Origin of the sequence: Pseudomonas sp. GM17 (assembly GCF_000282175.2) — a bacterium.
In the GTDB taxonomy this organism is placed as follows: Bacteria; Pseudomonadota; Gammaproteobacteria; order Pseudomonadales; family Pseudomonadaceae; genus Aquipseudomonas; species Aquipseudomonas chlororaphis.
The window spans coordinates 245,742-269,032 of the sequence record NZ_CP124732.1; the positions used below are offsets into that span (position 1 = coordinate 245,742).

The 23,291-nt window shown below is 63.9% G+C and carries 27 protein-coding genes; 17 read left to right on the forward strand and 10 right to left on the reverse strand.

Annotated features, from left to right (window positions below; translation table 11 throughout):
* Window positions 1-7 precede the first annotated feature (7 nt).
* The gene (locus PMI20_RS01090) at window positions 8-1,012 is read left to right on the forward strand and encodes an aspartate carbamoyltransferase catalytic subunit (protein ID WP_007929978.1); all 1,005 of its coding nucleotides are present in this window, start codon (window positions 8-10) and stop codon (window positions 1,010-1,012) included.
* Window positions 1,009-2,280 (forward strand): dihydroorotase, encoded by a 1,272-nt coding sequence (locus PMI20_RS01095; RefSeq protein WP_007929979.1) that lies wholly within the window; start codon window positions 1,009-1,011, stop codon window positions 2,278-2,280. Before PMI20_RS01090 ends, PMI20_RS01095 begins: the two co-directional genes overlap by 4 nt.
* 105 nt (window positions 2,281-2,385) lie before the next feature.
* Here the strand turns inward: PMI20_RS01095 and PMI20_RS01100 are convergent, their stop codons facing one another.
* The gene (locus PMI20_RS01100; RefSeq protein ID WP_007929980.1) at window positions 2,386-2,805 is read right to left on the reverse strand and encodes an NINE protein; all 420 of its coding nucleotides are present in this window, start codon (window positions 2,803-2,805) and stop codon (window positions 2,386-2,388) included.
* A gap of 250 nt (window positions 2,806-3,055) precedes the next feature.
* Between PMI20_RS01100 and PMI20_RS01105 the strand changes: the two genes are divergently transcribed.
* Complete coding sequence (locus tag PMI20_RS01105; RefSeq protein ID WP_007929981.1) at window positions 3,056-3,688, forward strand: C40 family peptidase; 633 nt, start codon at window positions 3,056-3,058, stop codon at window positions 3,686-3,688.
* A 76-nt stretch (window positions 3,689-3,764) separates the two neighbouring features.
* On the opposite strand, the gene PMI20_RS01110 is transcribed toward PMI20_RS01105, so the two are convergent.
* Window positions 3,765-4,799: a type IV pilus twitching motility protein PilT gene (locus tag PMI20_RS01110; protein WP_007929982.1), complete on the reverse strand. Its 1,035-nt coding sequence runs from the start codon at window positions 4,797-4,799 to the stop codon at window positions 3,765-3,767.
* 57 nt (window positions 4,800-4,856) lie between these two features.
* Here PMI20_RS01110 and PMI20_RS01115 point away from each other — a divergent pair, with 57 nt between their 5' ends.
* From PMI20_RS01115 to PMI20_RS01160, 10 genes are all read left to right on the forward strand, one after another.
* Entirely contained in the window at window positions 4,857-5,555 is a 699-nt protein-coding gene (locus PMI20_RS01115) for a YggS family pyridoxal phosphate-dependent enzyme (RefSeq protein WP_007929983.1), read from the forward strand.
* Window positions 5,556-5,589: 34 nt separating this feature from the next.
* The gene (gene proC, locus PMI20_RS01120; RefSeq protein WP_007929984.1) at window positions 5,590-6,408 is read left to right on the forward strand and encodes a pyrroline-5-carboxylate reductase; all 819 of its coding nucleotides are present in this window, start codon (window positions 5,590-5,592) and stop codon (window positions 6,406-6,408) included.
* Window positions 6,409-6,418: 10 nt separating this feature from the next.
* Window positions 6,419-7,009, forward strand: a complete 591-nt coding sequence (locus PMI20_RS01125) for a YggT family protein (protein ID WP_007929986.1) — start codon at window positions 6,419-6,421, stop codon at window positions 7,007-7,009.
* Between the two features lie 13 nt (window positions 7,010-7,022).
* Window positions 7,023-7,316 carry a DUF167 domain-containing protein gene (locus PMI20_RS01130; protein ID WP_007929988.1) on the forward strand — a complete coding sequence of 98 codons (294 nt, stop codon included), beginning with the start codon at window positions 7,023-7,025 and terminating at the stop codon, window positions 7,314-7,316.
* 209 nt (window positions 7,317-7,525) lie between these two features.
* Window positions 7,526-8,665: a homoserine O-succinyltransferase MetX gene (gene metX / locus PMI20_RS01135; RefSeq protein ID WP_007921181.1), complete on the forward strand. Its 1,140-nt coding sequence runs from the start codon at window positions 7,526-7,528 to the stop codon at window positions 8,663-8,665.
* 7 nt (window positions 8,666-8,672) lie between these two features.
* A complete protein-coding gene (gene metW / locus PMI20_RS01140; RefSeq protein WP_007921185.1) occupies window positions 8,673-9,293 on the forward strand; it encodes a methionine biosynthesis protein MetW in 621 nt (206 codons plus the stop codon).
* Window positions 9,294-9,320: 27 nt separating this feature from the next.
* The gene (locus PMI20_RS01145; RefSeq protein WP_007921193.1) at window positions 9,321-9,755 is read left to right on the forward strand and encodes a DUF4426 domain-containing protein; all 435 of its coding nucleotides are present in this window, start codon (window positions 9,321-9,323) and stop codon (window positions 9,753-9,755) included.
* The gene (rdgB, locus tag PMI20_RS01150) at window positions 9,752-10,348 is read left to right on the forward strand and encodes an RdgB/HAM1 family non-canonical purine NTP pyrophosphatase (protein WP_009046030.1); all 597 of its coding nucleotides are present in this window, start codon (window positions 9,752-9,754) and stop codon (window positions 10,346-10,348) included. Before PMI20_RS01145 ends, rdgB begins: the two co-directional genes overlap by 4 nt.
* Complete coding sequence (hemW, locus tag PMI20_RS01155; RefSeq protein WP_007921197.1) at window positions 10,345-11,547, forward strand: radical SAM family heme chaperone HemW; 1,203 nt, start codon at window positions 10,345-10,347, stop codon at window positions 11,545-11,547. Before rdgB ends, hemW begins: the two co-directional genes overlap by 4 nt.
* A gap of 22 nt (window positions 11,548-11,569) precedes the next feature.
* A complete protein-coding gene (locus tag PMI20_RS01160; RefSeq protein WP_007921199.1) occupies window positions 11,570-11,893 on the forward strand; it encodes a DUF3392 domain-containing protein in 324 nt (107 codons plus the stop codon).
* 121 nt (window positions 11,894-12,014) lie between these two features.
* On the opposite strand, the gene trmB is transcribed toward PMI20_RS01160, so the two are convergent.
* The 4 genes from trmB to PMI20_RS01180 all read right to left on the reverse strand — a co-directional run bounded on the left by trmB (window position 12,015) and on the right by PMI20_RS01180 (window position 14,274).
* The gene (gene trmB, locus PMI20_RS01165) at window positions 12,015-12,740 is read right to left on the reverse strand and encodes a tRNA (guanosine(46)-N7)-methyltransferase TrmB (protein WP_007921201.1); all 726 of its coding nucleotides are present in this window, start codon (window positions 12,738-12,740) and stop codon (window positions 12,015-12,017) included.
* 9 nt (window positions 12,741-12,749) lie between these two features.
* Window positions 12,750-13,544 (reverse strand): thiazole synthase, encoded by a 795-nt coding sequence (locus PMI20_RS01170; RefSeq protein WP_007921204.1) that lies wholly within the window; start codon window positions 13,542-13,544, stop codon window positions 12,750-12,752.
* Between the two features lie 67 nt (window positions 13,545-13,611).
* Window positions 13,612-13,812: a sulfur carrier protein ThiS gene (gene thiS, locus PMI20_RS01175; protein WP_007921206.1), complete on the reverse strand. Its 201-nt coding sequence runs from the start codon at window positions 13,810-13,812 to the stop codon at window positions 13,612-13,614.
* Between the two features lie 90 nt (window positions 13,813-13,902).
* The gene (locus PMI20_RS01180; protein WP_007921208.1) at window positions 13,903-14,274 is read right to left on the reverse strand and encodes a DUF423 domain-containing protein; all 372 of its coding nucleotides are present in this window, start codon (window positions 14,272-14,274) and stop codon (window positions 13,903-13,905) included.
* A 73-nt stretch (window positions 14,275-14,347) separates the two neighbouring features.
* Here PMI20_RS01180 and mtgA point away from each other — a divergent pair, with 73 nt between their 5' ends.
* A complete protein-coding gene (mtgA, locus tag PMI20_RS01185) occupies window positions 14,348-15,070 on the forward strand; it encodes a monofunctional biosynthetic peptidoglycan transglycosylase (protein ID WP_007921210.1) in 723 nt (240 codons plus the stop codon).
* Between the two features lie 148 nt (window positions 15,071-15,218).
* On the opposite strand, the gene rpoH is transcribed toward mtgA, so the two are convergent.
* The 4 genes from rpoH to ftsY all read right to left on the reverse strand — a co-directional run bounded on the left by rpoH (window position 15,219) and on the right by ftsY (window position 19,426).
* Complete coding sequence (gene rpoH, locus PMI20_RS01190; RefSeq protein ID WP_007921212.1) at window positions 15,219-16,073, reverse strand: RNA polymerase sigma factor RpoH; 855 nt, start codon at window positions 16,071-16,073, stop codon at window positions 15,219-15,221.
* A gap of 115 nt (window positions 16,074-16,188) precedes the next feature.
* Window positions 16,189-17,211 carry a permease-like cell division protein FtsX gene (gene ftsX / locus PMI20_RS01195; protein ID WP_007921215.1) on the reverse strand — a complete coding sequence of 341 codons (1,023 nt, stop codon included), beginning with the start codon at window positions 17,209-17,211 and terminating at the stop codon, window positions 16,189-16,191.
* Window positions 17,208-17,879, reverse strand: coding sequence for a cell division ATP-binding protein FtsE (ftsE, locus tag PMI20_RS01200; RefSeq protein ID WP_007921216.1), 672 nt, complete (start codon window positions 17,877-17,879; stop codon window positions 17,208-17,210). Before ftsE ends, ftsX begins: the two co-directional genes overlap by 4 nt.
* The gene (gene ftsY / locus PMI20_RS01205) at window positions 17,876-19,426 is read right to left on the reverse strand and encodes a signal recognition particle-docking protein FtsY (protein ID WP_007921218.1); all 1,551 of its coding nucleotides are present in this window, start codon (window positions 19,424-19,426) and stop codon (window positions 17,876-17,878) included. Before ftsY ends, ftsE begins: the two co-directional genes overlap by 4 nt.
* A 358-nt stretch (window positions 19,427-19,784) precedes the next feature.
* On the opposite strand from ftsY, the gene PMI20_RS01210 reads away from it, so the two are divergent.
* Genes PMI20_RS01210 through rsmD form a run of 3 tightly spaced genes read left to right on the forward strand, consistent with a single transcriptional unit; the run spans window position 19,785 to window position 23,243 of the window.
* On the forward strand, window positions 19,785-21,140 hold the full coding sequence (locus tag PMI20_RS01210) for a M16 family metallopeptidase (protein ID WP_007921220.1): 1,356 nt from the start codon (window positions 19,785-19,787) through the stop codon (window positions 21,138-21,140).
* On the forward strand, window positions 21,133-22,623 hold the full coding sequence (locus PMI20_RS01215) for a M16 family metallopeptidase (protein ID WP_007921222.1): 1,491 nt from the start codon (window positions 21,133-21,135) through the stop codon (window positions 22,621-22,623). Before PMI20_RS01210 ends, PMI20_RS01215 begins: the two co-directional genes overlap by 8 nt.
* Window positions 22,623-23,243, forward strand: a complete 621-nt coding sequence (gene rsmD / locus PMI20_RS01220) for a 16S rRNA (guanine(966)-N(2))-methyltransferase RsmD (RefSeq protein ID WP_007921224.1) — start codon at window positions 22,623-22,625, stop codon at window positions 23,241-23,243. Before PMI20_RS01215 ends, rsmD begins: the two co-directional genes overlap by 1 nt.
* Window positions 23,244-23,291 lie beyond the last annotated feature (48 nt).

Sequence of the window (23,291 nt, forward strand, 5' to 3'; positions counted from 1 at the left end):
CATTGCGATGACGCCTCTAGACGCCAAGCGCCCGCTGCAGCTCAACGATCAGGGCCAGCTGCGCCACTTCCTCTCGCTCGACGGTCTGCGTCGCGAGCTGCTGACGGAAATCCTCGACACCGCCGACTCCTTCCTCGAAGTCGGCGCCCGGGCGGTGAAGAAAGTCCCTTTGCTGCGCGGCAAGACCGTGTGCAACGTGTTCTTCGAAAACTCCACCCGTACCCGCACCACCTTCGAACTGGCGGCCCAGCGCCTGTCGGCGGACGTGATCACGCTCAACGTGTCCACCTCCTCGGCCAGCAAGGGTGAAACCCTGCTCGACACCCTGCGCAACCTCGAAGCCATGGCCGCCGACATGTTCGTCGTGCGCCACGGCGACTCCGGCGCCGCGCACTTCATCGCCGAGCATGTGTGCCCGCAGGTGGCGATCATCAACGGCGGCGACGGCCGCCACGCCCACCCGACCCAGGGCATGCTCGACATGCTCACCATCCGTCGGCACAAGGGCGGTTTCGAAAACCTCTCGGTGGCCATCGTCGGCGACATCCTGCACTCGCGGGTGGCGCGCTCGAACATGCTGGCCCTGAAAACCCTGGGGTGCCCGGACATCCGCGTGATCGCGCCCAAGACCCTGCTGCCGATCGGCATCGAGCAATACGGAGTGAAGGTCTACACCGACATGGCCGAAGGCCTGAAAGATGTCGACGTGGTGATCATGCTGCGCCTGCAGCGCGAGCGCATGCAGGGCGGCCTGCTGCCGAGCGAGGGCGAGTTCTACCGCCTGTTCGGCCTGACCACCGCGCGCCTGGCCGGCGCCAAGCCGGACGCCATCGTCATGCACCCGGGCCCGATCAACCGCGGCGTGGAGATCGAATCGGCGGTGGCCGACGGTCCGCACTCGGTGATCCTCAACCAGGTGACCTACGGCATCGCGGTACGCATGGCCGTACTGTCCATGGCCATGAGCGGGCAGACCGCCCAGCGACAATTCGAGCAGGAGAACGCCCAGTGAAGCTCAGCATTCTCGGCGCCCGTGTCATCGATCCAAGCAGCGGCCTGGATCAAGTCAGCGATATCCATCTGGAAGCCGGCAAGATCGTCGCCATCGGCGCCGCGCCCGCCGGTTTCAGCGCGGTTGAAAGCCTCGACGCCAAGGGCCTGGTGGCCGCGCCCGGGCTGGTGGACCTGAACGTCTCCCTGCGCGAGCCGGGCTACAGCCGCAAAGGCACCATCGCCAGCGAAACCCGCGCCGCCGCGGCCGGTGGCGTCACCAGCCTGTGCTGCCCGCCGCGCACCAAGCCGGTGCTGGACACCTCGGCGGTGGCCGAGCTGATCCTCGATCGCGCCCGCGAGGCCGGCAACACCAAGGTGTTCCCGATCGGCGCCCTGAGCAAAGGCCTGGACGGCGAACAGCTGGCCGAGCTGATCGCCCTGCGCGACGCCGGTTGCGTGGCCTTCGGCAACGGCCTGGATGGCTTTCGCAGCACCCGCACCCTGTGCCGGGCGCTGGAATACGCGGCGACCTTCGACCTGACGGTGATTTTCCACTCCCAGGACCGCGACCTGGCCGAAGGCGGCCTGGCCCACGAAGGCGCCACCGCCAGCTTCCTCGGCCTGCCGGGCATTCCGGAAACCGCGGAAACCGTGGCCCTGGCCCGTGACCTGCTGCTGGTGGAGCAAAGCGGCGTGCGCGCCCACTTCAGCCAGCTGACCAGCGCCCGGGGCGTGGCCCTGATCGCCCAGGCCCAGGCCCGCGGCCTGCCGGTGACCGCCGACGTGGCCCTGTACCAGCTGATCCTCACTGACGACGCGCTGATCGACTTCTCCAGCCTCTATCACGTCCAGCCACCGCTGCGCTCGCGCGCCGACCGCGAAGGCCTGCGCGAGGCCGTGAAGTCCGGGGTGGTCCAGGCCATCTCCAGCCATCACCAGCCCCACGAACGCGACGCCAAGCTGGCGCCTTTCGGCGCCACCGAGCCGGGCATCAGCAGCGTCGAGCTGCTGCTGCCGCTGGCCATGACCCTGGTGGAAGACGGCCTGCTCGACCTGCCGACCCTGCTGGCCCGCCTGAGCAGCGGCCCGGCCGACGCCCTGCGCCTGCCAGCCGGCAAGCTGGCGGTGGGCGCTCCGGCGGACCTGGTGCTGTTCGACCCGAGCACGTCCACCGTGGCTGGCGAACACTGGTTGTCGAAAGGCGAGAACTGCCCGTTCCTCGGCCATAGCCTGCCGGGCGTGGTGCGTTACACCCTGGTGGATGGGCGGATCAGCCACAAGGGCTGACGGCCATGATCGCGAGCAAGCTCGCTCCTACAGGTACGGCGCAGACCCCATTGGCGCCGCACTTCTTCTGTAGGAGCGAGCTTGCTCGCGATGGCGCTCCTGTATTCAACGCCGCTGCGCGTTACGCAACGACACCTGGTCGTTCAGCGTCCAGAAGTCATACAAGACCCCCAGAAAGAACACCCCGCCAGTCAGCAGGTACAGCAGGCCGCTGATCCATTTGCCCTGATACATGCGGTGCACGCCGAAGATCCCGAGAAAGGTCAGGAGGATCCAGGCGACGCTGTATTCGATGGGTCCCGGGGTAAAACGCAGGTCGGCCTCACGGTCCATGGCCGGGATCAGGAACAGGTCGATCAGCCAGCCGATGCCCAGCAAGCCCAGGGTGAAAAACCAGATGGTTCCGGTAACCGGCTTGCCGTAATAGAAGCGGTGAGAGCCGGTAAAACCGAAAATCCACAACAGGTAACCGATCACCTTGCTGTGGGTGTCATGGGTCGAACCGTCCGGGCGATAGGTGTTCATTGAGTACCTCGTTCCACGCAATAGATAAATTTTCTTTAATTCTTTGTGACTTTTTTACAGGCAACCGACGTATGGCAAATGTTAAGGTCGCTGCCATGAAACCCTTGTACTGCCTGACTTCTGTCAGACAATTGCGTCAATTTGCCGCCTCTTCAGCGAATTTGACCTCCAGGTTGAATCGACCAACGGCCTGAGAAGTGACAAAAAAGCTGTTATAAAGTTGCGCGCTAACCCATATGAGCCTTGCCTAATGCGTCCATTTTTCAAGACATGGCTAACCATTTGCCTATTGATGCCACTGGCCGCCCACGCCACCAATCGTGAGCAACGTCTTCCCAACGTGAACGGCTTCACTCCAAAAGCCCACGTCACCCAAATCAGCAAGAACAGCTCCAAGAACAAGCTGTCGGTCAAACGCCCGACTCACCTGAGCAGCGTCAGCAGCAAGCCGGTACCGCAGATGGCGGCCAAGCAGAGCAGCACCGTGCTCAGCCGTGCCGTCAACGTACTGGGTACCCCTTACCGTTGGGGCGGCAGCAGCCCAAGTAAAGGCTTCGACTGCAGCGGCCTGGTGAAATACGCGTTCAACGACGTCGCCGCCGTCGATCTGCCACGCACCTCGAACGCCATGGCCAGCGGTCACGGGCAGAAAGTCGAGCGCAAGGACCTCAAGCCTGGCGACCTGCTGTTCTTCAACCTCAAGAGCCGCCGGGTCAACCACGTCGCCATCTACCTGGGCAACGATCGCTTCATCCACGCGCCGCGCCGCGGCAAGTCGGTGACCATCGATACCCTGAAGAAGCCGTACTGGGACAAGAACTACGTAGTGGCCAAGCGGGTCCTGCCAAAAGAGCAGAACACCCTGCGCATCGTTCAGCGCTGATCGCTCTCCCTGATCGCGAGTCATCGAGCCACCACGCTCGATGGCTCGCGATTGCATTGGCCGCCCCGATACCTCTTCAAATACTGTCCGGCGCCCGCGCCTTTTCCCGGGCGTGCTCCCGGCTGACCAACCCCGCATCCACCAGCGTCTTCAGGCTCATGTCCAGGGTCTGCATCCCCAGCGCCCCGCCGGTCTGGATCGCCGAGTACATCTGCGCCACTTTGTCCTCGCGGATCAGGTTACGGATCGCCGCGCTGCCCAGCATGATCTCGTGAGCCGCTACCCGGCCTCCGCCGATACGCTTCACCAGCGCCTGGGAAACCACCGCCTGCAGCGACTCCGAGAGCATGGAGCGAACCATCGCCTTCTCCTCGGCCGGAAACACGTCCACCACCCGGTCCACGGTTTTCGCCGCCGACGTGGTGTGCAGGGTGCCGAACACCAGATGCCCGGTCTCCGCGGCGGTCAGCGCCAAGCGGATGGTTTCCAGATCGCGCATTTCCCCCACCAGAATCACATCCGGGTCTTCGCGCAGGGCCGAGCGCAGGGCCGTGGAGAAGCTGCGGGTGTCGCGATGCACCTCGCGCTGGTTGATCAGGCACTTCTTCGATTCGTGGATGAACTCGATGGGGTCCTCGATGGTGAGGATGTGCTGGTGCCGGTGCTGATTCAGGTGATCGATCATCGCCGCCAGGGTGGTCGACTTGCCCGAACCGGTCGGCCCGGTCACCAGCACCAGGCCGCGGGGCACTTCGCTGATCCGGCGAAACACCTCGCCCATGCCCAGTTCGTCCAGGCTCGGTACCTTGGCCGCAATGCTGCGAAAGACCGCGCCACCGCCGCGCTGATGGTTGAAGGCATTGACCCGAAAGCGCGCCAGACCCGGCACCGAGAAGGAAAAGTCGATCTCCAGCGCGGCCTTGAACTCGGCCCGCTGCGGATCAGTCATGCTGGCCAGGATCAGCTCGTGCACCTGTTGCGCCTCCAGCACCGGCAGGTTGATCCGGCGAATATCGCCGTCGATACGAATCATCGGCGGCAAACCGGCCGAGAGGTGCAGGTCCGAAGCGCCCTGTTTGACGCTGAAGGCCAGCAACTCAGTGATATCCATAGCGTTCCCCAATTCCAGTAGAATGCCGCGAACCCAAGACCCGCTGGCGTACATCGAATGTCCACGATAGCAGACAACATCGCCCTGGTTAGCGCACGGATCCGTGCCGCGGCGCAGGCCTCGCAACGTGACGAAAGCAACATCCATCTGCTGGCCGTGAGCAAGACCAAGCCCGCCGCGGCGCTGCGTGAAGCCTACGCGGCCGGTCTGCGCGACTTCGGCGAGAACTACCTGCAAGAAGCCCTGGGCAAACAGGCGGAACTTGGCGACCTGCCCTTGAGTTGGCACTTCATCGGCCCCATTCAGTCGAACAAGACGCGAGCTATCGCCGAGAACTTCGCCTGGGTGCATTCCGTGGATCGCTTGAAAATCGCTCAACGCCTGTCCGAGCAACGCCCGGCCGACTTGCCGCCGCTGAACATCTGCATTCAGGTCAATGTCAGTGGCGAGGCCAGCAAATCTGGTTGCACGCCGGCCGACCTGCCGGCCCTGGCCAGCGCCATCAGCGCCTTGCCGCGCCTGAAACTGCGCGGGCTGATGGCGATTCCCGAGCCGACCGAAGATCGTGCCGCCCAGGACGCCGCCTTCGCGGCCGTGCGCAGCCTGAACGACAACCTGCGCAAAAGCCTGGACCTGCCAACCGACACACTTTCCATGGGCATGAGCCACGACCTCGAAGCGGCCATTGCCCAGGGCGCCACCTGGGTACGTATCGGTACCGCTTTGTTTGGCGCACGCGATTATGGCCAGCCATGACTGTGGCGGCCTCACCTCTGAATAAGGACCTGTCATGAGCAAGACTCGTATCGCCTTTATCGGCGCCGGCAACATGGCTGCCAGCTTGATCGGCGGCCTGCGCGCCAAGGGCCTGGACGCCAGCCAGATCCGCGCCAGCGACCCGGGCGCCGAAACCCGCGCCAAGGTCCAGGCCGAGCACGGCATTGAACTGTTCGCCGACAACGCCGAAGCCATCGACGGCGTCGACGTGGTGGTGCTGGCGGTCAAGCCACAGGCCATGAAGGCCGTGTGCGAAGCCCTGCGCCCCAGCCTGAAACCGCACCAGTTGATCGTGTCCATCGCCGCCGGCATCACCTGCGCCAGCATGAACAAGTGGCTCGGCGAGCAGCCGATCGTGCGTTGCATGCCCAACACCCCGGCCCTGCTGCGCCAGGGCGCCAGCGGCCTGTACGCCACCGCCGCGGTGAGCGCGGCGCAACGCCAGCAGGCCGAAGAACTGCTGTCGGCCGTGGGCATCGTCCTGTGGCTGGAGCAGGAGCAGCAATTGGACGCGGTAACCGCCGTGTCCGGCAGCGGCCCGGCGTATTTCTTCCTGCTGATCGAAGCCATGACCGCCGCCGGCGAGAAACTCGGCCTGCCACGGGAAACCGCCCGCCAACTGACCCTGCAAACCGCGCTGGGCGCGGCGCACATGGCGGTGTCCAGCGACGTGGACGCGGCCGAACTGCGCCGCCGCGTGACCTCGCCGGCCGGGACCACGGAAGCCGCGATCAAGTCGTTCCAGGCCAGTGGCTTCGAAGCCCTGGTGGAAAAAGCATTGGGTGCCGCCGCGCACCGCTCGGCCGAGATGGCCGAACAACTGGGCCAATAAGGAGCCAATGATGATTGGATTGAACACTGCGGCGGTGTACGTGCTGCAAACCCTGGGCAGCCTGTACCTGCTGATCGTGCTGCTGCGCTTCGTGCTGCAACTGGTACGCGCCGACTTCTACAACCCGCTGTGCCAGTTCGCCGTGCGCGCCACCCAGCCGCTGCTCAAGCCGATGCGCCGGGTCATCCCGAGCCTGTTCGGCCTGGACATGTCGTCGCTGATCCTGGCGATCGTCGTGCAACTGCTGCTGATGGCCCTGACCCTGCTGCTGACCTACGGCACCACCGGCAACCCGCTGCAACTGCTGATCTGGTCGATCATTGGCGTGACCGCGCTGTTCATGAAGATTTTCTTCTTCGCCCTGATCATCAGCGTGATCCTTTCCTGGGTCGCCCCGGGCAGCCATAACCCGGGCGCCGAGCTGGTCAACCAGATCTGCGAGCCGGCCCTGGCGCCGTTCCGCCGCATCCTGCCGAGCATGGGCGGCCTGGATATCTCGCCAATCCTGGCGTTCATGGTGCTCAAGCTGATCGACATGCTGGTGATCAACAACCTGGCGGCCATGACCATGATGCCGGAAATCCTGCGTCTGCTGATCTGACCCGGCCTCTGTGATGAGTTACTTTCGCTGGGACGGCGACGACCTGATCCTGGAGTGCCACCTGCAACCTGCGGCCCGTAGCGATGATTTCGCCGGGCTGCATGGTGAGCGCCTGAAGATCCGCCTCACCGCGCCACCGGTGGAGGGCAAGGCCAACGCTTATTTGATGGCGTTCCTGGCCAAGGCGTTCGGCGTGTCCAAGAGCCAGGTCAGCCTGATCAGCGGCGAGCTGAACCGGCAGAAACGGGTGCGGATCAACGCGCCGAAAAAACTCCCGGACCTGCCGGACTTACAGCGTCCGTCCTGATCACTCTCTGTAGCCGCTGCCGCAGGCTGCGATAAGGGCCGAAGGCCCTTCGAGGCCCTCAAGAGCACGTCTCCTGCGGAGCCGATCGCAGCCTGCGGCAGCGGCTACAAGGTTCGTCACAAGTCGCGGGAGAATCAGCCCCGGCCTTTGCTTGCCGCTGGGGGCAGCGGTCTTTAGACTTACGCCTCATTTAAACGAGAGCAGGGTCGATGCCAACTGCCTTTCCCGCCGATTCCGTTGGTCTGGTGACGCCGCAAGTGGCGCATTTCAGCGAGCCCCTGGCCCTGGCCTGCGGCCGCTCCCTGCCAGCCTATGATCTGATCTACGAGACCTACGGCCAGCTGAACGCCACGGCGAGCAATGCCGTGCTGATCTGCCACGCCCTGTCCGGCCATCACCACGCCGCCGGCTACCACAGCCCCGACGACCGCAAGCCGGGCTGGTGGGACAGCTGCATCGGCCCGGGCAAGCCGATCGACACCAACAAGTTCTTCGTCGTCAGCCTGAACAACCTCGGCGGCTGCAACGGTTCCACCGGCCCAAGTAGCGTCAATCCGGACACCGGCAAGCCGTTCGGCGCCGATTTCCCGGTGCTGACCGTGGAAGACTGGGTGCACAGCCAGGCGCGCCTGGCCGACCGCATCGGCATCCACCAGTGGGCCGCCGTGATCGGCGGCAGCCTGGGCGGCATGCAGGCCCTGCAATGGACCATCACCTACCCGGACCGTGTGCGCCATTGCCTGGCCATCGCCTCGGCGCCCAAGCTGTCGGCGCAGAACATCGCCTTCAACGAAGTGGCGCGCCAGGCCATCCTCACCGACCCCGAATTCCACGGCGGTTCGTTCCAGGAACAGGGCGTGATCCCCAAGCGCGGGCTGATGCTGGCGCGGATGGTCGGGCACATCACCTACCTGTCCGACGACTCCATGGGCGAGAAATTCGGCCGTGGCCTGAAGAGCGAAAAGCTCAACTACGACTTCCACAGCGTCGAGTTCCAGGTCGAAAGCTATCTGCGTTATCAGGGCGAGGAGTTCTCCGGGCGGTTCGACGCCAACACCTACCTGCTGATGACCAAGGCCCTGGATTACTTCGATCCGGCGGCGAACTTCGACGATAACCTGGCGAAAACCTTCGAAGGCGCCAAGGCCAAGTTCTGCGTGATGTCCTTCACCACCGACTGGCGCTTCTCCCCGGCCCGCTCGCGGGAGCTGGTGGATGCCCTGATGGCCGCGCGCAAGGACGTCAGCTACCTGGAAATCGATGCCCCACAGGGCCACGACGCCTTTCTGATTCCGATCCCGCGTTACCTGCAGGCGTTCGGCAACTACATGAACCGTATAACGCTGTGAGGACGCCATGAGAGCCGATCTGGAAATCATCCAAGAATGGATCCCCGCCGGCAGCCGCGTGCTCGACCTCGGTTGCGGCAATGGCGAACTGCTGAGCTGGCTGCGCGATCACAAGCAAGTCACCGGCTATGGCCTGGAAAACGACCCGGACAACATCGCCGAGTGCGTGGCCAAGGGCATCAACGTCATCGAGCAGGACCTGGACAAGGGCCTGGGCAACTTCGCCAGCAACAGCTTCGATATCGTGGTCATGACCCAGGCCCTGCAGGCCGTGCACTACCCGGATCGGATCCTCGACGAAATGCTGCGGGTCGGCCGCCAGTGCATCATCACCTTCCCCAACTTCGGCCACTGGCGCTGCCGCTGGTATCTGGCCAGCAAGGGACGGATGCCGGTCTCCGAATTCCTGCCGTACACCTGGTACAACACGCCGAACATCCACTTCTGCACGTTCGAGGACTTTGAAGAGCTTTGCCGCGAACGTGAAGCCAAGGTCATCGATCGCCTTGCGGTGGATCAACAGCACCGGCACGGGTGGGCCAGTAAGCTATGGCCTAATCTGTTAGGTGAGATCGGCATCTACCGCGTCAGCAGCCCCGGCCTGCAGGATCACCAGATCGCGGTATAAACCAGGTTCAAAGCAAGGAGAACGATCATGGGTCGCTTGGTTACTTTTCTATTGGCAGCGTGCCTGAGCGCGTCGGCGATGGCCGCCGAGCCCATCAAGGGCGAGCGCCAGGAAGTGTTCGGTGACGTGACCGTGCACTACAACACCTTCAACTCCACCTTCCTGCAACCGGATATCGCCAAGGCCGCGGAGCTGGTGCGCAGCAAGAACCAGGGCGTGATCAACGTTTCCGTGCTCAAGGCCGGCAAACCGTTGGTCGCCCAGGTCACCGGGACCGTCAAGGACCTGACCAGCCAGTCGGTGCCGCTGAAATTCAAGCAGGTCACCGAACAGGGCGCGATCTACTACATCGCCCAGTACCCGGTGGAACAGCAGGAAACCCGCACCTTCGAAATCAAGGTGCAGACCGGTGACGCGATCAACACCATTAACTTCAACCAAGAGCTTTTCCCCGGCGAATGATGACTTTTACCCAACTCGTACTGGCCAGCCATAACGCCGGCAAACTCAAGGAACTCCAGGCCATGCTCGGCGACTCGGTGCACCTGCGCTCGATCGGCGAGTTCAGCAGCGTCGAACCGGAAGAAACCGGCCTGTCGTTCGTCGAGAACGCCATCCTCAAGGCCCGCAACGCTTCGCGCATTTCCGGCCTGCCGGCGCTGGCGGACGATTCCGGCCTGGCGGTGGATTTCCTCGGCGGCGCGCCGGGCATCTACTCGGCGCGCTACGCCGACGGCCAGGGCGACGCGGCGAACAACGCCAAGCTGCTGGACGCCCTGAAGGACGTTCCCGAGGCCGAGCGCGGCGCGCAGTTCGTCTGCGTCCTGGCGCTGGTGCGACATGCCGAGGATCCGCTGCCGATCCTCTGCGAAGGCCTGTGGCACGGGCGCATCCTCACGGCCGCCAGCGGCGAACACGGTTTCGGCTACGACCCGCTGTTCTGGGTGCCGGAGCGCAACTGCTCCAGCGCCGAGCTGGACCCGATCCAAAAGAACCAACTCAGCCATCGCGCCCGCGCCATGGCCATTCTGCGGCAACGCCTGAGCCTGCAATGACCATTGATTCGTCCGCGCCACCGCTGATTCTCGGCGGTGCGCAAACGCCCCGGGCGGCCCTGCCCCAACTGCCGCCCCTGGCGCTGTACATCCACATCCCGTGGTGTGTACGCAAATGCCCTTACTGCGACTTCAACTCCCACGCCGCCAGCCCGGTGCTGCCGGAAGAAGAGTACGTCGACGCCCTGCTGGCCGACCTCAACCAGGACCTGCCCGCCGTCTACGGCCGCGAGCTGAGTTCGATCTTCTTCGGCGGCGGCACGCCGAGCCTGTTCAGCGCCCAGGCCCTAGGCCGGTTGCTCAAAGGTGTGGAGCAACGCATCCCGTTCGCCCGCGACATCGAGATCACCCTGGAAGCCAACCCCGGGACCTTCGAACAGGAGAAGTTCACCGCCTATCGCGCCCTGGGCATCAATCGCCTGTCGATCGGCATCCAGAGTTTCCAGGAAGACAAGCTCAAGGCCCTGGGCCGCATCCACAATGGCGACGAAGCCGTGCGCGCCGCCGGCATGGCGCGCCAGGCCGGGTTCGACAACTTCAACCTGGACCTGATGCACGGCCTGCCCGACCAGTCCCTGGACGACGCCTTGGGCGACCTGCACCAGGCCATCGCCATGAAGCCGACCCACCTGTCCTGGTACCAGCTGACCCTGGAACCCAATACGGTGTTCTGGAACCAGCCGCCGACGCTGCCGGAAGACGACACCCTGTGGGACATCCAGGAAGCCGGCCAGGCGCTTTTGGCCGAGCACGGCTATGCACAGTACGAAGTCTCGGCCTATGCCCAGCCCGGTCGGGCGGCCCGGCACAACATCAATTACTGGAGCTTCGGCGACTTCATCGGCATCGGCGCCGGGGCACACGGCAAGCTCAGCCATCCGGACGGGCGCATCGTGCGCACCTGGAAGACCCGCCTGCCCAAGGACTACCTCAACCCGGCGAAACACTTCAAGGCCGGCGAAAAGGACCTGAGCAACGAAGAGCTGCCGTTCGAGTTCCTGATGAACGCCCTGCGCCTGACCGAAGGCGTCGAGGCGCGACTGTATCCGGAGCGTACCGGGCTGCCCCTGGAAAGCCTCGCCGAAGGTCGCCGCGACGCCGAACAAAGCGGCCTGTTACAGGTCGAACCGTCACGCCTGGCCGCCACCCCGCGCGGCCAGCTGTTCCTCAATGACTTGCTGCAGAAATTTCTGAGCTGATTTCAGCCCTAAGGGAAAACGAATGGATTTGATACTCGACCTGCTCGCTACCGTGTCCCGCTGGAGTCGCAGCAACCTTTCAGAAATCTCCCTGGCCCTCGTCGGCTGCCTGTTGGTGCTGTTCGGCGCCGATATCAAGGGCTGGGTCGAAGCACGCCTGGGCGGCCTCGCCGGCGCCCTGCGCGTACCAATGATGGCGCTGCTGTGCATGATCGGCAGCGGTGCCGCGCTGATCTACGCCACGCCATGGATCGTCCGCGGCCTGAGCCAGTTCAACAACTACAGCCTGGCGCCGGTGCTGCTGGTGGTGCTGGTGTTGATCGGTGTCGTCGCCGACCGCCGATAAGCCGCGCCCCGCAGGAGCGAAGCTTGCTCGCGATAGCGGACTTCGCAGCGCCGCTATCTTTCAGCCTGGCAGCTGATTGCGAGCAATCGAGCATCGAACGGATGCTCCTACACAGCAGGGCTTACGCCAGCTTTTCGAACTTCAGATCCCACACCCCATGGCCCAGGCGCTCGCCGCGGCGCTCGAACTTGGTGATCGGGCGTTCGGCCGGGCGTGGCACGCACTTGCCGTCTTCGGCCAGGTTGCGGTAACCCGGCGCGACATTCATCACTTCCAGCATGTACTCGGCATAAGGCTCCCAGTCGGTGGCCATATGCAGGATGCCGCCGACCTTCAGCTTGCTGCGCACCAGCTCGGCGAAGGACGCCTGGACGATACGCCGCTTGTGGTGACGGCTCTTGTGCCACGGATCGGGGAAAAACAGCATCAGGCGATCCAGGCTGTTATCGGCGATGCAGCGGTTGAGCACTTCGATCGCATCGCAATCGTAGACCCGCAGGTTGGTCAGGCCCTGGGTCAGCACGCCGTTGAGCAACGCGCCGACACCCGGACGGTGCACTTCCACACCAATGAAATCCTGCTCCGGCGCGGCCGCGGCCATTTCCAGCAGCGAGTGGCCCATGCCGAAGCCGATTTCCAGGGAGCGTGGCGCCGAGCGACCAAACACCTGATCGAAATCCAGCGGCGCGTCGGCCAGCGGCAGCACATACAGCGGCGCGCCCTGCTCCAGGCCGCGCTGCTGGCCTTCGGTCATGCGCCCGGCACGCATCACGAAACTCTTGATGCGGCGGTGTTGGCGCTCGTCGCCGGCTTCCGGCTGGATTGGCGTGTCGTTTGATTCAGTCATCAATGGCTCTTACTTGATCAGACCATCCAGCGGCGAGGAGGCGCTGGCATAGAGTTTCTTCGGCATGCGGCCGGCGAGGTACGCCAGGCGGCCTGCCACAATGGCGTGCTTCATGGCTTCGGCCATCAGCACCGGTTGTTGCGCATGGGCGATGGCCGAGTTCATCAGCACCGCTTCGCAGCCCAGTTCCATGGCGATGGTGGCGTCGGAGGCAGTGCCGACACCGGCATCCACCAGCACCGGGACCTTGGCTTCTTCGAGGATAATCTGCAGGTTGTACGGGTTGCAGATCCCCAGGCCGGTACCGATCAGGCCGGCCAGCGGCATGACCGCGATGCAGCCCATTTCCGCCAGCTGGCGGGCGATGATCGGGTCATCGCTGGTGTACACCATCACGTCGAAACCTTCCTTGACCAGCACTTCGGCGGCCTTGAGGGTTTCCAGCACGTTGGGGAACAGGGTTTTCTGGTCGGCCAGCACTTCCAGCTTCACCAGGTTGTGGCCGTCGAGCAGCTCACGGGCCAGGCGGCAGGTGCGCACGGCCTCGACCGCGTCATAGCAGCCAGCGGTGTTCGGCAGGATGGTGTAGCGATCCGGCGGCAGGATATCCAGCAGGTTCGGTTCGCCCGGGTTCTGCCCGATATTGGTCCGGCGCACGGCGACGGTGACGATCTCGGCCCCCGAGGCCTCGATGGCCAGGCGGGTTTCTTCCATGTCACGGTACTTGCCGGTGCCTACCAGCAAACGCGACTGGTAAGTACGACCGGCCAGGACGAAAGGCTTGTCGCTGCGAACGTTGCTCATCGGAAATCCTCTGTTGGGGTGAGGTTCTTGCAGAATGCGTGGGTGGGGCCAGCCCTGGCCCGGGTGGCTAGCCGCCGCCGATGGCGTGCACCACTTCGACCTGATCGCCCTCGTTGAGGGTGGTCTCGGCGTGCTGGCTGCGCGGGACGATATCCAGGTTGAGTTCGACCGCGATCCGGCGTCCGGTCAGGTCCAGACGGGTCAGCAGGGCCGCAACGGTTTCGCCGTCGGGCAGTTCAAAGGATTCGCCGTTCAACTGAATGCGCATGCCGAATGCCGCCATCATTTTTAGGGGCCAGCATTCTAGCCCGATCAGTCTGGCCGACCCAAGCCATTCGTCTCGAAATGGACCTGCCGGTCAGCTCAACCGCCAGGCGGCAAGACCCAGGCACAACCAGCCGATCAGGAAGGCCAGACCACCGAAGGGGGTGACGATGCCCAGCTTGCTGAAACCGGTCAGGGTCAGCAGGTAGAGGCTGCCGGAAAACAGCAGGATGCCGATGGCGAACGAAGCGCCGGCCCAGGTCACCAGGCGGCCGGGAATCTGCGTGGCCAGCAGTGCCACGCCCAGCAGCGCCAGGGTGTGCACCAGCTGGTAGGTGACGCCGGTATGGAAAATCGCCAGGTATTCCGCGCTCAGGCGATTTTTCAGGCCGTGGGCGGCAAATGCGCCCAGGGCAACGCCGGTAAAGCCGAAAAAGGCGGCCAGCATCAGGAAGCCACGCAGCATGAGGAACTCCAGTCAGAATCGTCGGTCGGGCCTGTATAATGGCGCGCTCAACGGGTTCGGCCAAGCCATCTCTATGCTGCGTTTATTTTTCCGTCGTTTCTCTAAAGCCCTGTTCTGGTTCGCCGTCGGCAGCGTTTTGCTGGTGCTGGTGTTCCGCGTCGTGCCGCCTCCGGGCACGGCCTTGATGGTCGAACGCAAGATCGAATCCTGGATCGATGGTGAGCCCATCGACCTGCAACGCAGCTGGAAACCCTGGGACGAAATCTCCGACGACCTGAAGGTGGCGGTGATCGCCGGCGAAGACCAGAAGTTCCCTGAACACTGGGGGTTCGACATTGGCGCGATCCAGGCCGCCTTCGCCCACAACGAGCGCGGCGGCTCGATTCGCGGCGCCAGCACCCTGAGCCAGCAGGTGGCGAAGAACCTGTTCCTGTGGTCCGGGCGCAGTTGGCTGCGCAAAGGGCTGGAAGCCTGGTTCACCGGGCTGATCGAGATCTTCTGGCCCAAGCAACGGATTCTCGAGGTCTACCTCAACAGCGTCGAGTGGGACGAAGGCGTATTTGGCGCCGAGGCCGCGGCGCGGCATCACTTCGGTGTCAGCGCGGGCTCGCTGTCGCGGCAACAGGCCAGCCTGCTGGCCGCGGTCCTGCCCAACCCTCGGGTATGGAGCGCCAGCCATCCGAGCGGCTACGTGGCACAACGGGCCGGTTGGATCCGCCGACAGATGAGCCAGTTGGGTGGCGACAGCTACCTGCTGGGCCTGAACGATTCGCGCAAGGCGCTGTGGGCGCAGTGACGCCCAGGATCTGATCGCGCCACAGGCCCGCGTCTTCCTCTGTAGGAGCGAAGCTTGCTCGCGATAGCATCCCCACAGACACCACCACTCCAACGCCACAAACAAAAACGCCCCGATCGGATCGGGGCGTTTTTTATTGCGTGGTGTATTACGCGGCAATCGACAGCTTGAGCTTGTTCATCGCGCTCTTCTCGAGCTGACGGATACGCTCGGCCGACACGTTGTACTTCTGCGCCAGGTCGTGCAGCGTGGCTTTCTCTTCCGCCAGCCAGCGCTGGTAGAGAATGTCGCGGCTGCGGTCGTCCAGCACTTCCAGCGCCTCGTGCAGGTTGCTGGTGGAGTTGTCGGTCCAGTCGGCATCTTCCAGCTGACGGGCCGGATCGTACCGGTGGTCTTCCAGGTAGTTGGCCGGCGATTGGAAGGCGCTGTCGTCATCCGCTTCGGCGGCTGGGTCGAAGGCCATGTCATGGCCGGTCAGGCGGCTTTCCATCTCGCGCACTTCGCGCGGCTCCACACCGAGGCTTTCCGCCACACGATGGACTTCTTCGTTGTTCAACCAGGCCAGGCGTTTCTTCTGGCTGCGCAGGTTGAAGAACAGCTTGCGCTGGGCCTTGGTGGTCGCGACTTTCACGATGCGCCAGTTGCGCAGGATGAACTCGTGGATTTCCGCCTTGATCCAGTGCACGGCGAACGAAACCAGACGCACACCCATTTCCGGGTTGAAGCGTTTTACAGCCTTCATCAGCCCGACATTGCCTTCCTGAATCAGGTCGGCCTGGGCCAGACCGTAGCCGGAATAGCTACGGGCGATATGTACGACAAAACGCAGGTGGGCGAGCACCATCTGCCGAGCCGCCTCAAGATCCTGCTCATAGTAGAGACTCTCGGCCAGTTCACGCTCCTGCTCGGGCGTCAGCAATGGAATGCTGTTCACCGTGTGCACATAGGCCTCCAGGTTCGCACCCGGGACCAAGGCATAAGCAGGTTGCAAAGAAGTGGTCATACGAAAAAACCTCCGACTCACATAACTCGTGCTTATTCAGCACTGCTGAAAATTGACCGGAAACCGCAAAACAAGTTCCCAAAAATTCTAAAAGGTCAATACAAGCAAAAAGACACTATTTCGGCGCCAGCTCCCGCAAGTGGCGGGCGACCGCAATCCACGCACCGATATACCCCAACAACACCGCGCCAAGCAAGAGTGATAGACCATCGGCGACCGGCACGCCAGCCAAGGCAAAATCACTGCCGTACAAACCGGCCAGCCCCACCACCGCGTCGTTCAGCCAATCGAGGCCGAACGCCAGAACACCCCAGGACAGAACCCCCGCACCGAAGCCATACAGAGCGCCCATATAAAGGAAGGGACGCCGCACATAACTGTCCGTGCCGCCGACGAGTTTAATCACTTCTATCTCGGTGCGGCGGTTTTCAATATGAAGACGAATGGTATTGCCTATCACCAAAAGTAATGCAGAAACCAACAACACCGTCAGACCGAAGACAAACCGGTCGCCCAGCTTGAGGATCGCCGCCAGCCGCTCGACCCACACCAGGTCCAGTTGCGCCTGCTGCACCTTGGGCATTTGGGCCAGGCGCTGACGCAAGGCTTCCAGGGTTGCCTTGTCCACTTCGTTCGGCGTGACCAGAACCACGCCCGGCAGCGGGTTCTGCGGCAACTCCTTGAGCGCCTCGCCCAGCCCGGACTGCTGCTGGAACTCGTCCAGGGCCTTGTCCTTGCTGATGAACTCGGCATCCGCCACGCCCGGCATGGCCTTGATCTGCTCGCTCAGGCTTTCGCCCTCGGTGGCGCTGGCGTCGAGTTCCAGATACAGGGAAATCTGCGCCGCGCGCTGCCAGGAACCACCCAGGCGCTCGACGTTGTTGAGCAACAACGACAAGCCCATCGGCAGGCTCAGGGCCACGGCCATCACCAGGCAGGTGAAGAAGCTGCCGATCGGTTGCTTGCCCAGGCGACGCAGGCTGTCCAGCAGGCTGGCGCGATGACTTTCGATCCAGGCGTGCAGCAGGGTGCCGAAATCCGGACCGTCGTCTTCGTCGCGCTTTTTCTTCTGCGGCGGCTGGTCCGAGGCTTTCGGAGCCACGCGTTCGGCCACTTTGGGGCTGCGGGTCGCACTCATACGCCAGCCTCCCCGTCGCCGATCAATCGGCCGCGTTGCAGGGTCAGCATGCGGTGACGCATGCGCGCGATCAGCGCCAGGTCGTGACTGGCGATCAGCACGCTGGTGCCCAGACGGTTGATATCTTCGAATACGCCCATGATTTCCGCCGCCAGACGCGGGTCGAGGTTACCTGTGGGTTCGTCCGCCAGCAGCAAGGCCGGGCGGTGCACGATGGCGCGGGCAATGCCGACGCGCTGCTGCTGACCGGTGGACAGGTCGCCCGGGTAGAGATCGGTCTTGTCCGAGAGCGCCACGCGCTCCAGGGCCGAGTCCACGCGCTTGGCGATTTCAGCCTTGGACAGGCCGAGGATCTGCAGCGGCAAGGCGACGTTGTTGAAAACGGTGCGATCGAACAGCAGCTGGTGGTTTTGGAACACCACGCCGATCTGCCGCCGCAGGAACGGAATCTGCGCATTGCTGATGGTGCTCAGGTCCTGACCGGCCAACAGCAGCTTGCCGCTGGTCGGGCGCTCCATGGCCAGCAGCAAACGCAGCAGCGTGGACTTGCCGGCGCCAGAGTGGCCGGTGACGAACAGAAACTCGCCGCGACGGACCCGGAAACTCAGCTCGTGCAGGCCAACATGGCCGTTCGAGTAACGCTTACCGACCTGTTCGAAACGAATCATGAACGCTCCCGCTCGGCAAACAGTGCCTGGACAAAGGGTTCGGCTTCAAAGGTACGCAGGTCGTCGATGCCCTCACCGACGCCGATGTAGCGGATCGGCAGGCCGAACTGCTTGGCCAGGGCGAAGATCACCCCGCCCTTGGCGGTGCCATCGAGCTTGGTCAGGGCCAGGCCGGTCAGCTCGACCGTCTGATTGAACTGCTTGGCCTGGTTGATGGCGTTCTGACCAGTACCGGCATCGAGCACCAGCAGCACTTCGTGCGGCGCGTCGGCGTCCAGCTTGCCGATCACCCGGCGAACCTTCTTCAACTCTTCCATCAGGTTGTCTTTGGTGTGCAGGCGACCGGCGGTGTCGGCGATCAGCACATCGATGCCACGGGCCTTGGCAGCCTGCACGGCGTCGAAGATCACCGAAGCCGAATCGGCGCCGGTGTGCTGGGCGATGACCGGGATCTTGTTGCGCTCGCCCCAGACTTGCAGCTGTTCCACCGCCGCGGCGCGGAAGGTGTCGCCCGCGGCGAGCATGACCTTCTTGCCTTCGAGCTGCAGCTTCTTGGCCAGCTTGCCGATGGTGGTGGTCTTGCCGGCGCCGTTGACGCCCACCACCAGAATCACGAACGGCTTGGTTTGCGAAGCGATCCGCAGCGGCTGCTCCACCGGCTTGAGCATGCTCGCCAGTTCGGCCTGCAGCGACTTGTACAGCGCATCGACGTCGGTCAGTTGTTTGCGCGCGACCTTCTGGGTCAGGTTCTGAATGATCACCGCGGTGGCTTCCACGCCCACGTCAGCGGTCAGCAGGCGGGTCTCGATATCTTCCAGCAACTCGTCGTCGATGGTCTTCTTGCCCAGGAACAGGCTGGCCATGCCTTCGCCGATGCTGGCGCTGGTCTTGGACAGGCCCTGCTTGAGGCGGGCGAAGAAGCCGACCTTGTTTTCCTCGGCACGGGGCGGCTCGGCGACAGCGAGCGCTTCGACCGCCGCGACTGGAGCAACTGGAGCAACGACAACCGGGGCAGGCTCCGGTTCTGGAACAGGTTCGGGTTTCACGAAAGCCGCGATCACCGGTTGTGGCACATCCTCTTCTTCAATCTGCGCCTGGGCTTCAGCTGGCTCGCTGCTGTGTGCCAACTCGGCCACCAACAGCTCGGCGGCTTGCTGCAGATCGGTCGCGGCCGGAATCGGCGGGGTGATGTGCGGCGCCTGCTCGTCTTCCACCAACGCCACCGGTTCTTCCGCCACCGGCAGGGTCAGCCAGGGCTTGTGCTCGGGATCGGGGGTCAGCGGCAGTTCCGGCGCGGGAGCAGGTTCGGCCGCTGGTGCGGGCTGTTCAGGCTGCCGGATCGGCTCGGCGATCGGCGACACCACAGGAGCGGCGACTTCGGCAACCGGGGCTTGCTCTATCACGGGAGCGGGAGCCGGGGCAGGCTCGACAGGGACTTGTGGCTGTTCGACGACGGTTTCCTGCGGCTTTTTGCGCAGCCATCCGAACAGGCCTTTCTTCTCGCCAGCCGCGGCTGGGGTCTTCTTGTCGTCGTTGGAACCAAACATGGAGGACGGCTATCTCAAGGTAGCGACGCGCCATCAAGGCGCACCGGCAAATAAATATTCGATGCAGAACAGACTGCGTTTCCGCCGGCTTGTTCACGCGCAACATTTTGTCGAGGTGCCCAATGGCATCTCAAGGATCGATTTTACTAAAGGACTGAAACGGCAAAATCGGCGAAAAGTCGAAGTTTAGCTGGTAAATCCAGACTTCTTGCCGGAAACCCATACAACCTGCTCAAGCACACATTGATCCATGCGAGCCTGATAGGCGTGGCCGCCAGTAAAACGGATCAGTATCCTAGCATCTCCTCGCCCGCCGACGCTAAGACCAAGCGGGCAGTCCAACAGGTTTAAAAAACGAATGAATGCTCTAGCCCGCCGCGCCGCAGGCCTGCTGCTCAGTACGGTTTGTCTGCCCCTTTCAGCCTTGGCTGCCGATCCACAACCCACCCACGAATTCACCCTCGACAACGGCCTCAAGGTCGTGGTCCGCGAAGACCATCGGGCTCCGGTCGTGGTCTCCCAGGTCTGGTACAAAGTCGGCTCCAGCTACGAAACCCCGGGCCAGACCGGTTTGTCCCACGCCCTGGAACACATGATGTTCAAAGGCAGCGAAAAGGTCGGCCCCGGCGAAGCCTCGCTGATCCTGCGCGACCTGGGCGCCGAAGAGAACGCCTTCACCAGCGACGATTTCACCGCCTATTACCAGGTGTTGGCCCGTGACCGCCTGGGCGTGGCCTTCGAGCTGGAAGCCGATCGCATGGCCAGCCTGCGCCTGCCGCCGGACGAGTTCAGCCGCGAAATCGAAGTGATCAAGGAAGAGCGCCGCCTGCGCACCGACGACAAGCCGATGTCCAAGGCCTTCGAGCGCTTCAAGGCGATGGCCTACCCGGCCAGCGGCTACCACACGCCGACCATCGGCTGGATGGCCGACCTCAACCGGATGAAGGTCGAGGAACTGCGCCACTGGTATGAATCCTGGTACGTGCCGAACAACGCCACCCTGGTGGTGGTCGGCGACGTGACCCCGGACGAAGTCAAAACCCTGGCCCAACGTTATTTCGGCGCCATTCCCAAGCGCGCCGTGCCCGCGGCGAAGATTCCCCTGGAACTGGCCGAGCCCGGCGAGCGGCAGATCACCCTTCGGGTGAAGACCCAGCTGCCGAGCGTGATGCTGGCCTTCAACGTGCCGAGCATCGCCACCGCCGAAGACAAGCATTCGGTGCACGCCCTGCGCCTGATCGCCGCGCTGCTCGACGGCGGCTACAGCGCCCGCATCCCGACCCGCCTGGAGCGCGGCGAAGAGCTGGTGTCCGGCGGCTCGTCGAGCTTCGACGCCTACACCCGCGGCGACAGCCTGTTCCTGCTTTCGGCCATGCCCAACAGCCAGAAGAAGAAAACCATCGCCCAGGCCGAAGCCGGACTGTGGCGCCTGCTCGAAGAGCTGAAAACCACTCCGCCGACCGCCGAAGAACTGGAACGCGTGCGCGCCCAGGTGATCGCCGGCCTGGTCTACGAACGTGACTCCATCACCAGCCAGGCCACCGCCATCGGCCAGCTGGAAACCGTCGGCCTGTCCTGGAAACTCATGGACACCGAACTCGCCGAACTGCAAAGCGTGACCCCTGAAGACATCCAGAAGGCCGCCCGTACCTATTTCACCCGCGAACGCCTGAGCGTTGCCCACGTATTGCCTGAGGAGTCCGCTCATGAGTAAGCGCAAAAGCGCCAGCCCGGTCCTGCTCGGCCTGGCACTCGTGGCCCTGATCACCGCCGCCGGCCTTTATCTGCTGCGCGCGGACCAATCCGACGCCAGCCAGGCGCTGGACAAGGCCAAGAGCAGCCAGAAGCTGCAATCCTTGACCGAGCTCGACGGCAAGGCCCCAAGCCGCCGCAGCCTCGACATCAAGACCTGGAGCACCGCCGAAGGCGCCAAGGTGCTGTTCGTCGAAGCCCATGAGCTGCCGATGTTCGACATGCGCCTGACCTTCGCCGCCGGCAGCAGCCAGGATGGCGACGCGCCAGGCCTGGCGATGCTGACCAACGCCATGCTCAACGAAGGCGTGGCCGGCAAGGATGTCGGCGCGATCGCCGAAGGTTTCGAGGGCCTGGGTGCCGATTTCGGCAACGGTGCCTACAAGGACATGGCCATCGCGTCCCTGCGCAGCCTCAGCGCACCGGACAAACGCACGCCGGCCCTGCAGCTGTTCGCCGATGTCGTCGGCAAGCCGACCTTCCCGGCCGACTCCCTGGCGCGCATCAAGAACCAGATGCTCGCCGGCTTCGAGTACCAGAAGCAGAACCCCGGCAAGCTGGCGAGCCTGGAACTGATGAACCGCCTGTACGGCAGCCATCCGTATGCCCATTCCAGCGATGGCACCGCGCAGAGCGTGCCGCCGATCAGCCTGGCCCAACTGCGGGCGTTCCACGCCAAGGCCTATGCCGCCGGCAACGTGGTGATCGCATTGGTGGGCGACCTGTCGCGCAGCGATGCCGAGGCGATTGCCGCGCAGATCTCCGCCGCCCTGCCCAAAGGCCCGGCGCTGGCGAAAATCCCGCAACCGAGCGAGCCACAGGCCAGCATCGGCCATATCGAATACCCCTCCAGCCAGACCAGCCTGCTGCTGGCGCAACTGGGCATCGATCGTGACGACCCGGACTACGCCGCGTTGTCCCTGGGCAACCAGATCCTTGGCGGTGGCGGTTTTGGCACCCGGCTGATGAGCGAGGTGCGCGAGAAGCGCGGCCTGACCTACGGCGTCTATTCCGGCTTCAGCCCGATGCAGGCCCGTGGCCCGTTCATGATCAACCTGCAGACCCGTGCCGAAATGAGCGAGGGCACCCTCAAGCTGGTGCAGGACGTGCTCGCCGACTACCTCAAGACCGGCCCGACCCAGAAGGAACTCGACGACGCCAAGCGCGAACTGGCCGGCAGCTTCCCGCTGTCCACCGCCAGCAACGCCGACATCGTCGGCCAACTGGGCGCCATCGGCTTCTACAACCTGCCGCTGAGCTATCTTGAAGACTTCATGCAGCAGTCCCAGAGCCTGACCGTGGAGCAGGTCCGGGACGTACTGAACAAGCACCTGGGCGCCGACAAGATGGTCATCGTCACCGCCGGCCCGACCGTGCCGCAAAAGCCGTTGCCGGCCCCTACTGACAAACCCGCCGAGCAGCCGCTCGGGGTTCCGGAGCACTAATGGCCAGCCCATCGCGTCCCAGCAAGAAACCCGTCCATAACCAGCACAACGGTGTGGGCCAACTGCGCATCATCGGCGGCGAGTGGCGCAGCCGCCGCCTGAGCTTCCCCGATGTGCCGGGCCTGCGCCCGACTCCGGACCGGGTGCGCGAAACCCTGTTCAACTGGCTGGCGCCCTATGTCGCCGGGGCCAAGGTGCTCGACCTGTTCGCCGGCAGCGGCGCGCTGTTTCTCGAAGCCCTGTCCCGTGGCGCCGCCATGGGCCAGGCGCTGGATGCCAGCAACCTGGCCGTGTCGCGCCTGCGCGAACACCTGGGCACCCTGCGCTGCACCGTCGGCCAGGTGCAGACCGCCGACGCCCTGCGTTACCTGGAAACCCAGCCGGCCAGCCGTTTCGACCTGGTGTTCCTCGACCCGCCGTTCCATCAGAACCTGCTGCCCGCCGCCTGTGCCCTGCTGGAAGAACGCGACTGGCTGGCCGACGACGCCTGGGTCTATACCGAAAGTGAAACCGCGCCGTCGACCCTCGGCCTCCCGGCGAACTGGCGCCTGCACCGCGAGCAAAAATCCGGGCAGGTGTACTACGCCTTGTGGCAACGTATGGCAGAGATCGCCGGTTAAACCACTGGCCTGAAAAGGTGCGCAACCCCGCCGGGGACGCGCACCGCT

Coding starts and splice junctions, on each gene's coding strand:
- metW (WP_007921185.1), top strand. CDS start 8,673: ATGAGAGCCGATCTGGAAATCATCCAAGAATGGATCCCCGCCGGCAGC.
- mtgA (WP_007921210.1), top strand. CDS start 14,348: ATGCTGCGTTTATTTTTCCGTCGTTTCTCTAAAGCCCTGTTCTGGTTC.
- PMI20_RS01215 (WP_007921222.1), top strand. CDS start 21,133: ATGAGTAAGCGCAAAAGCGCCAGCCCGGTCCTGCTCGGCCTGGCACTC.
- trmB (WP_007921201.1), bottom strand. CDS start 12,740: ATGACTGAATCAAACGACACGCCAATCCAGCCGGAAGCCGGCGACGAG.
- ftsX (WP_007921215.1), bottom strand. CDS start 17,211: ATGAGTGCGACCCGCAGCCCCAAAGTGGCCGAACGCGTGGCTCCGAAA.
- PMI20_RS01170 (WP_007921204.1), bottom strand. CDS start 13,544: ATGAGCAACGTTCGCAGCGACAAGCCTTTCGTCCTGGCCGGTCGTACT.
- PMI20_RS01105 (WP_007929981.1), top strand. CDS start 3,056: ATGCGTCCATTTTTCAAGACATGGCTAACCATTTGCCTATTGATGCCA.
- PMI20_RS01145 (WP_007921193.1), top strand. CDS start 9,321: ATGGGTCGCTTGGTTACTTTTCTATTGGCAGCGTGCCTGAGCGCGTCG.
- PMI20_RS01160 (WP_007921199.1), top strand. CDS start 11,570: ATGGATTTGATACTCGACCTGCTCGCTACCGTGTCCCGCTGGAGTCGC.
- PMI20_RS01125 (WP_007929986.1), top strand. CDS start 6,419: ATGATTGGATTGAACACTGCGGCGGTGTACGTGCTGCAAACCCTGGGC.
- PMI20_RS01210 (WP_007921220.1), top strand. CDS start 19,785: ATGAATGCTCTAGCCCGCCGCGCCGCAGGCCTGCTGCTCAGTACGGTT.
- rpoH (WP_007921212.1), bottom strand. CDS start 16,073: ATGACCACTTCTTTGCAACCTGCTTATGCCTTGGTCCCGGGTGCGAAC.
- PMI20_RS01090 (WP_007929978.1), top strand. CDS start 8: ATGACGCCTCTAGACGCCAAGCGCCCGCTGCAGCTCAACGATCAGGGC.
- PMI20_RS01130 (WP_007929988.1), top strand. CDS start 7,023: ATGAGTTACTTTCGCTGGGACGGCGACGACCTGATCCTGGAGTGCCAC.
- hemW (WP_007921197.1), top strand. CDS start 10,345: ATGACCATTGATTCGTCCGCGCCACCGCTGATTCTCGGCGGTGCGCAA.
- PMI20_RS01100 (WP_007929980.1), bottom strand. CDS start 2,805: ATGAACACCTATCGCCCGGACGGTTCGACCCATGACACCCACAGCAAG.
- thiS (WP_007921206.1), bottom strand. CDS start 13,812: ATGCGCATTCAGTTGAACGGCGAATCCTTTGAACTGCCCGACGGCGAA.
- PMI20_RS01110 (WP_007929982.1), bottom strand. CDS start 4,799: ATGGATATCACTGAGTTGCTGGCCTTCAGCGTCAAACAGGGCGCTTCG.
- rdgB (WP_009046030.1), top strand. CDS start 9,752: ATGATGACTTTTACCCAACTCGTACTGGCCAGCCATAACGCCGGCAAA.
- ftsY (WP_007921218.1), bottom strand. CDS start 19,426: ATGTTTGGTTCCAACGACGACAAGAAGACCCCAGCCGCGGCTGGCGAG.
- rsmD (WP_007921224.1), top strand. CDS start 22,623: ATGGCCAGCCCATCGCGTCCCAGCAAGAAACCCGTCCATAACCAGCAC.
- ftsE (WP_007921216.1), bottom strand. CDS start 17,879: ATGATTCGTTTCGAACAGGTCGGTAAGCGTTACTCGAACGGCCATGTT.
- PMI20_RS01180 (WP_007921208.1), bottom strand. CDS start 14,274: ATGCTGCGTGGCTTCCTGATGCTGGCCGCCTTTTTCGGCTTTACCGGC.
- proC (WP_007929984.1), top strand. CDS start 5,590: ATGAGCAAGACTCGTATCGCCTTTATCGGCGCCGGCAACATGGCTGCC.
- PMI20_RS01115 (WP_007929983.1), top strand. CDS start 4,857: ATGTCCACGATAGCAGACAACATCGCCCTGGTTAGCGCACGGATCCGT.
- metX (WP_007921181.1), top strand. CDS start 7,526: ATGCCAACTGCCTTTCCCGCCGATTCCGTTGGTCTGGTGACGCCGCAA.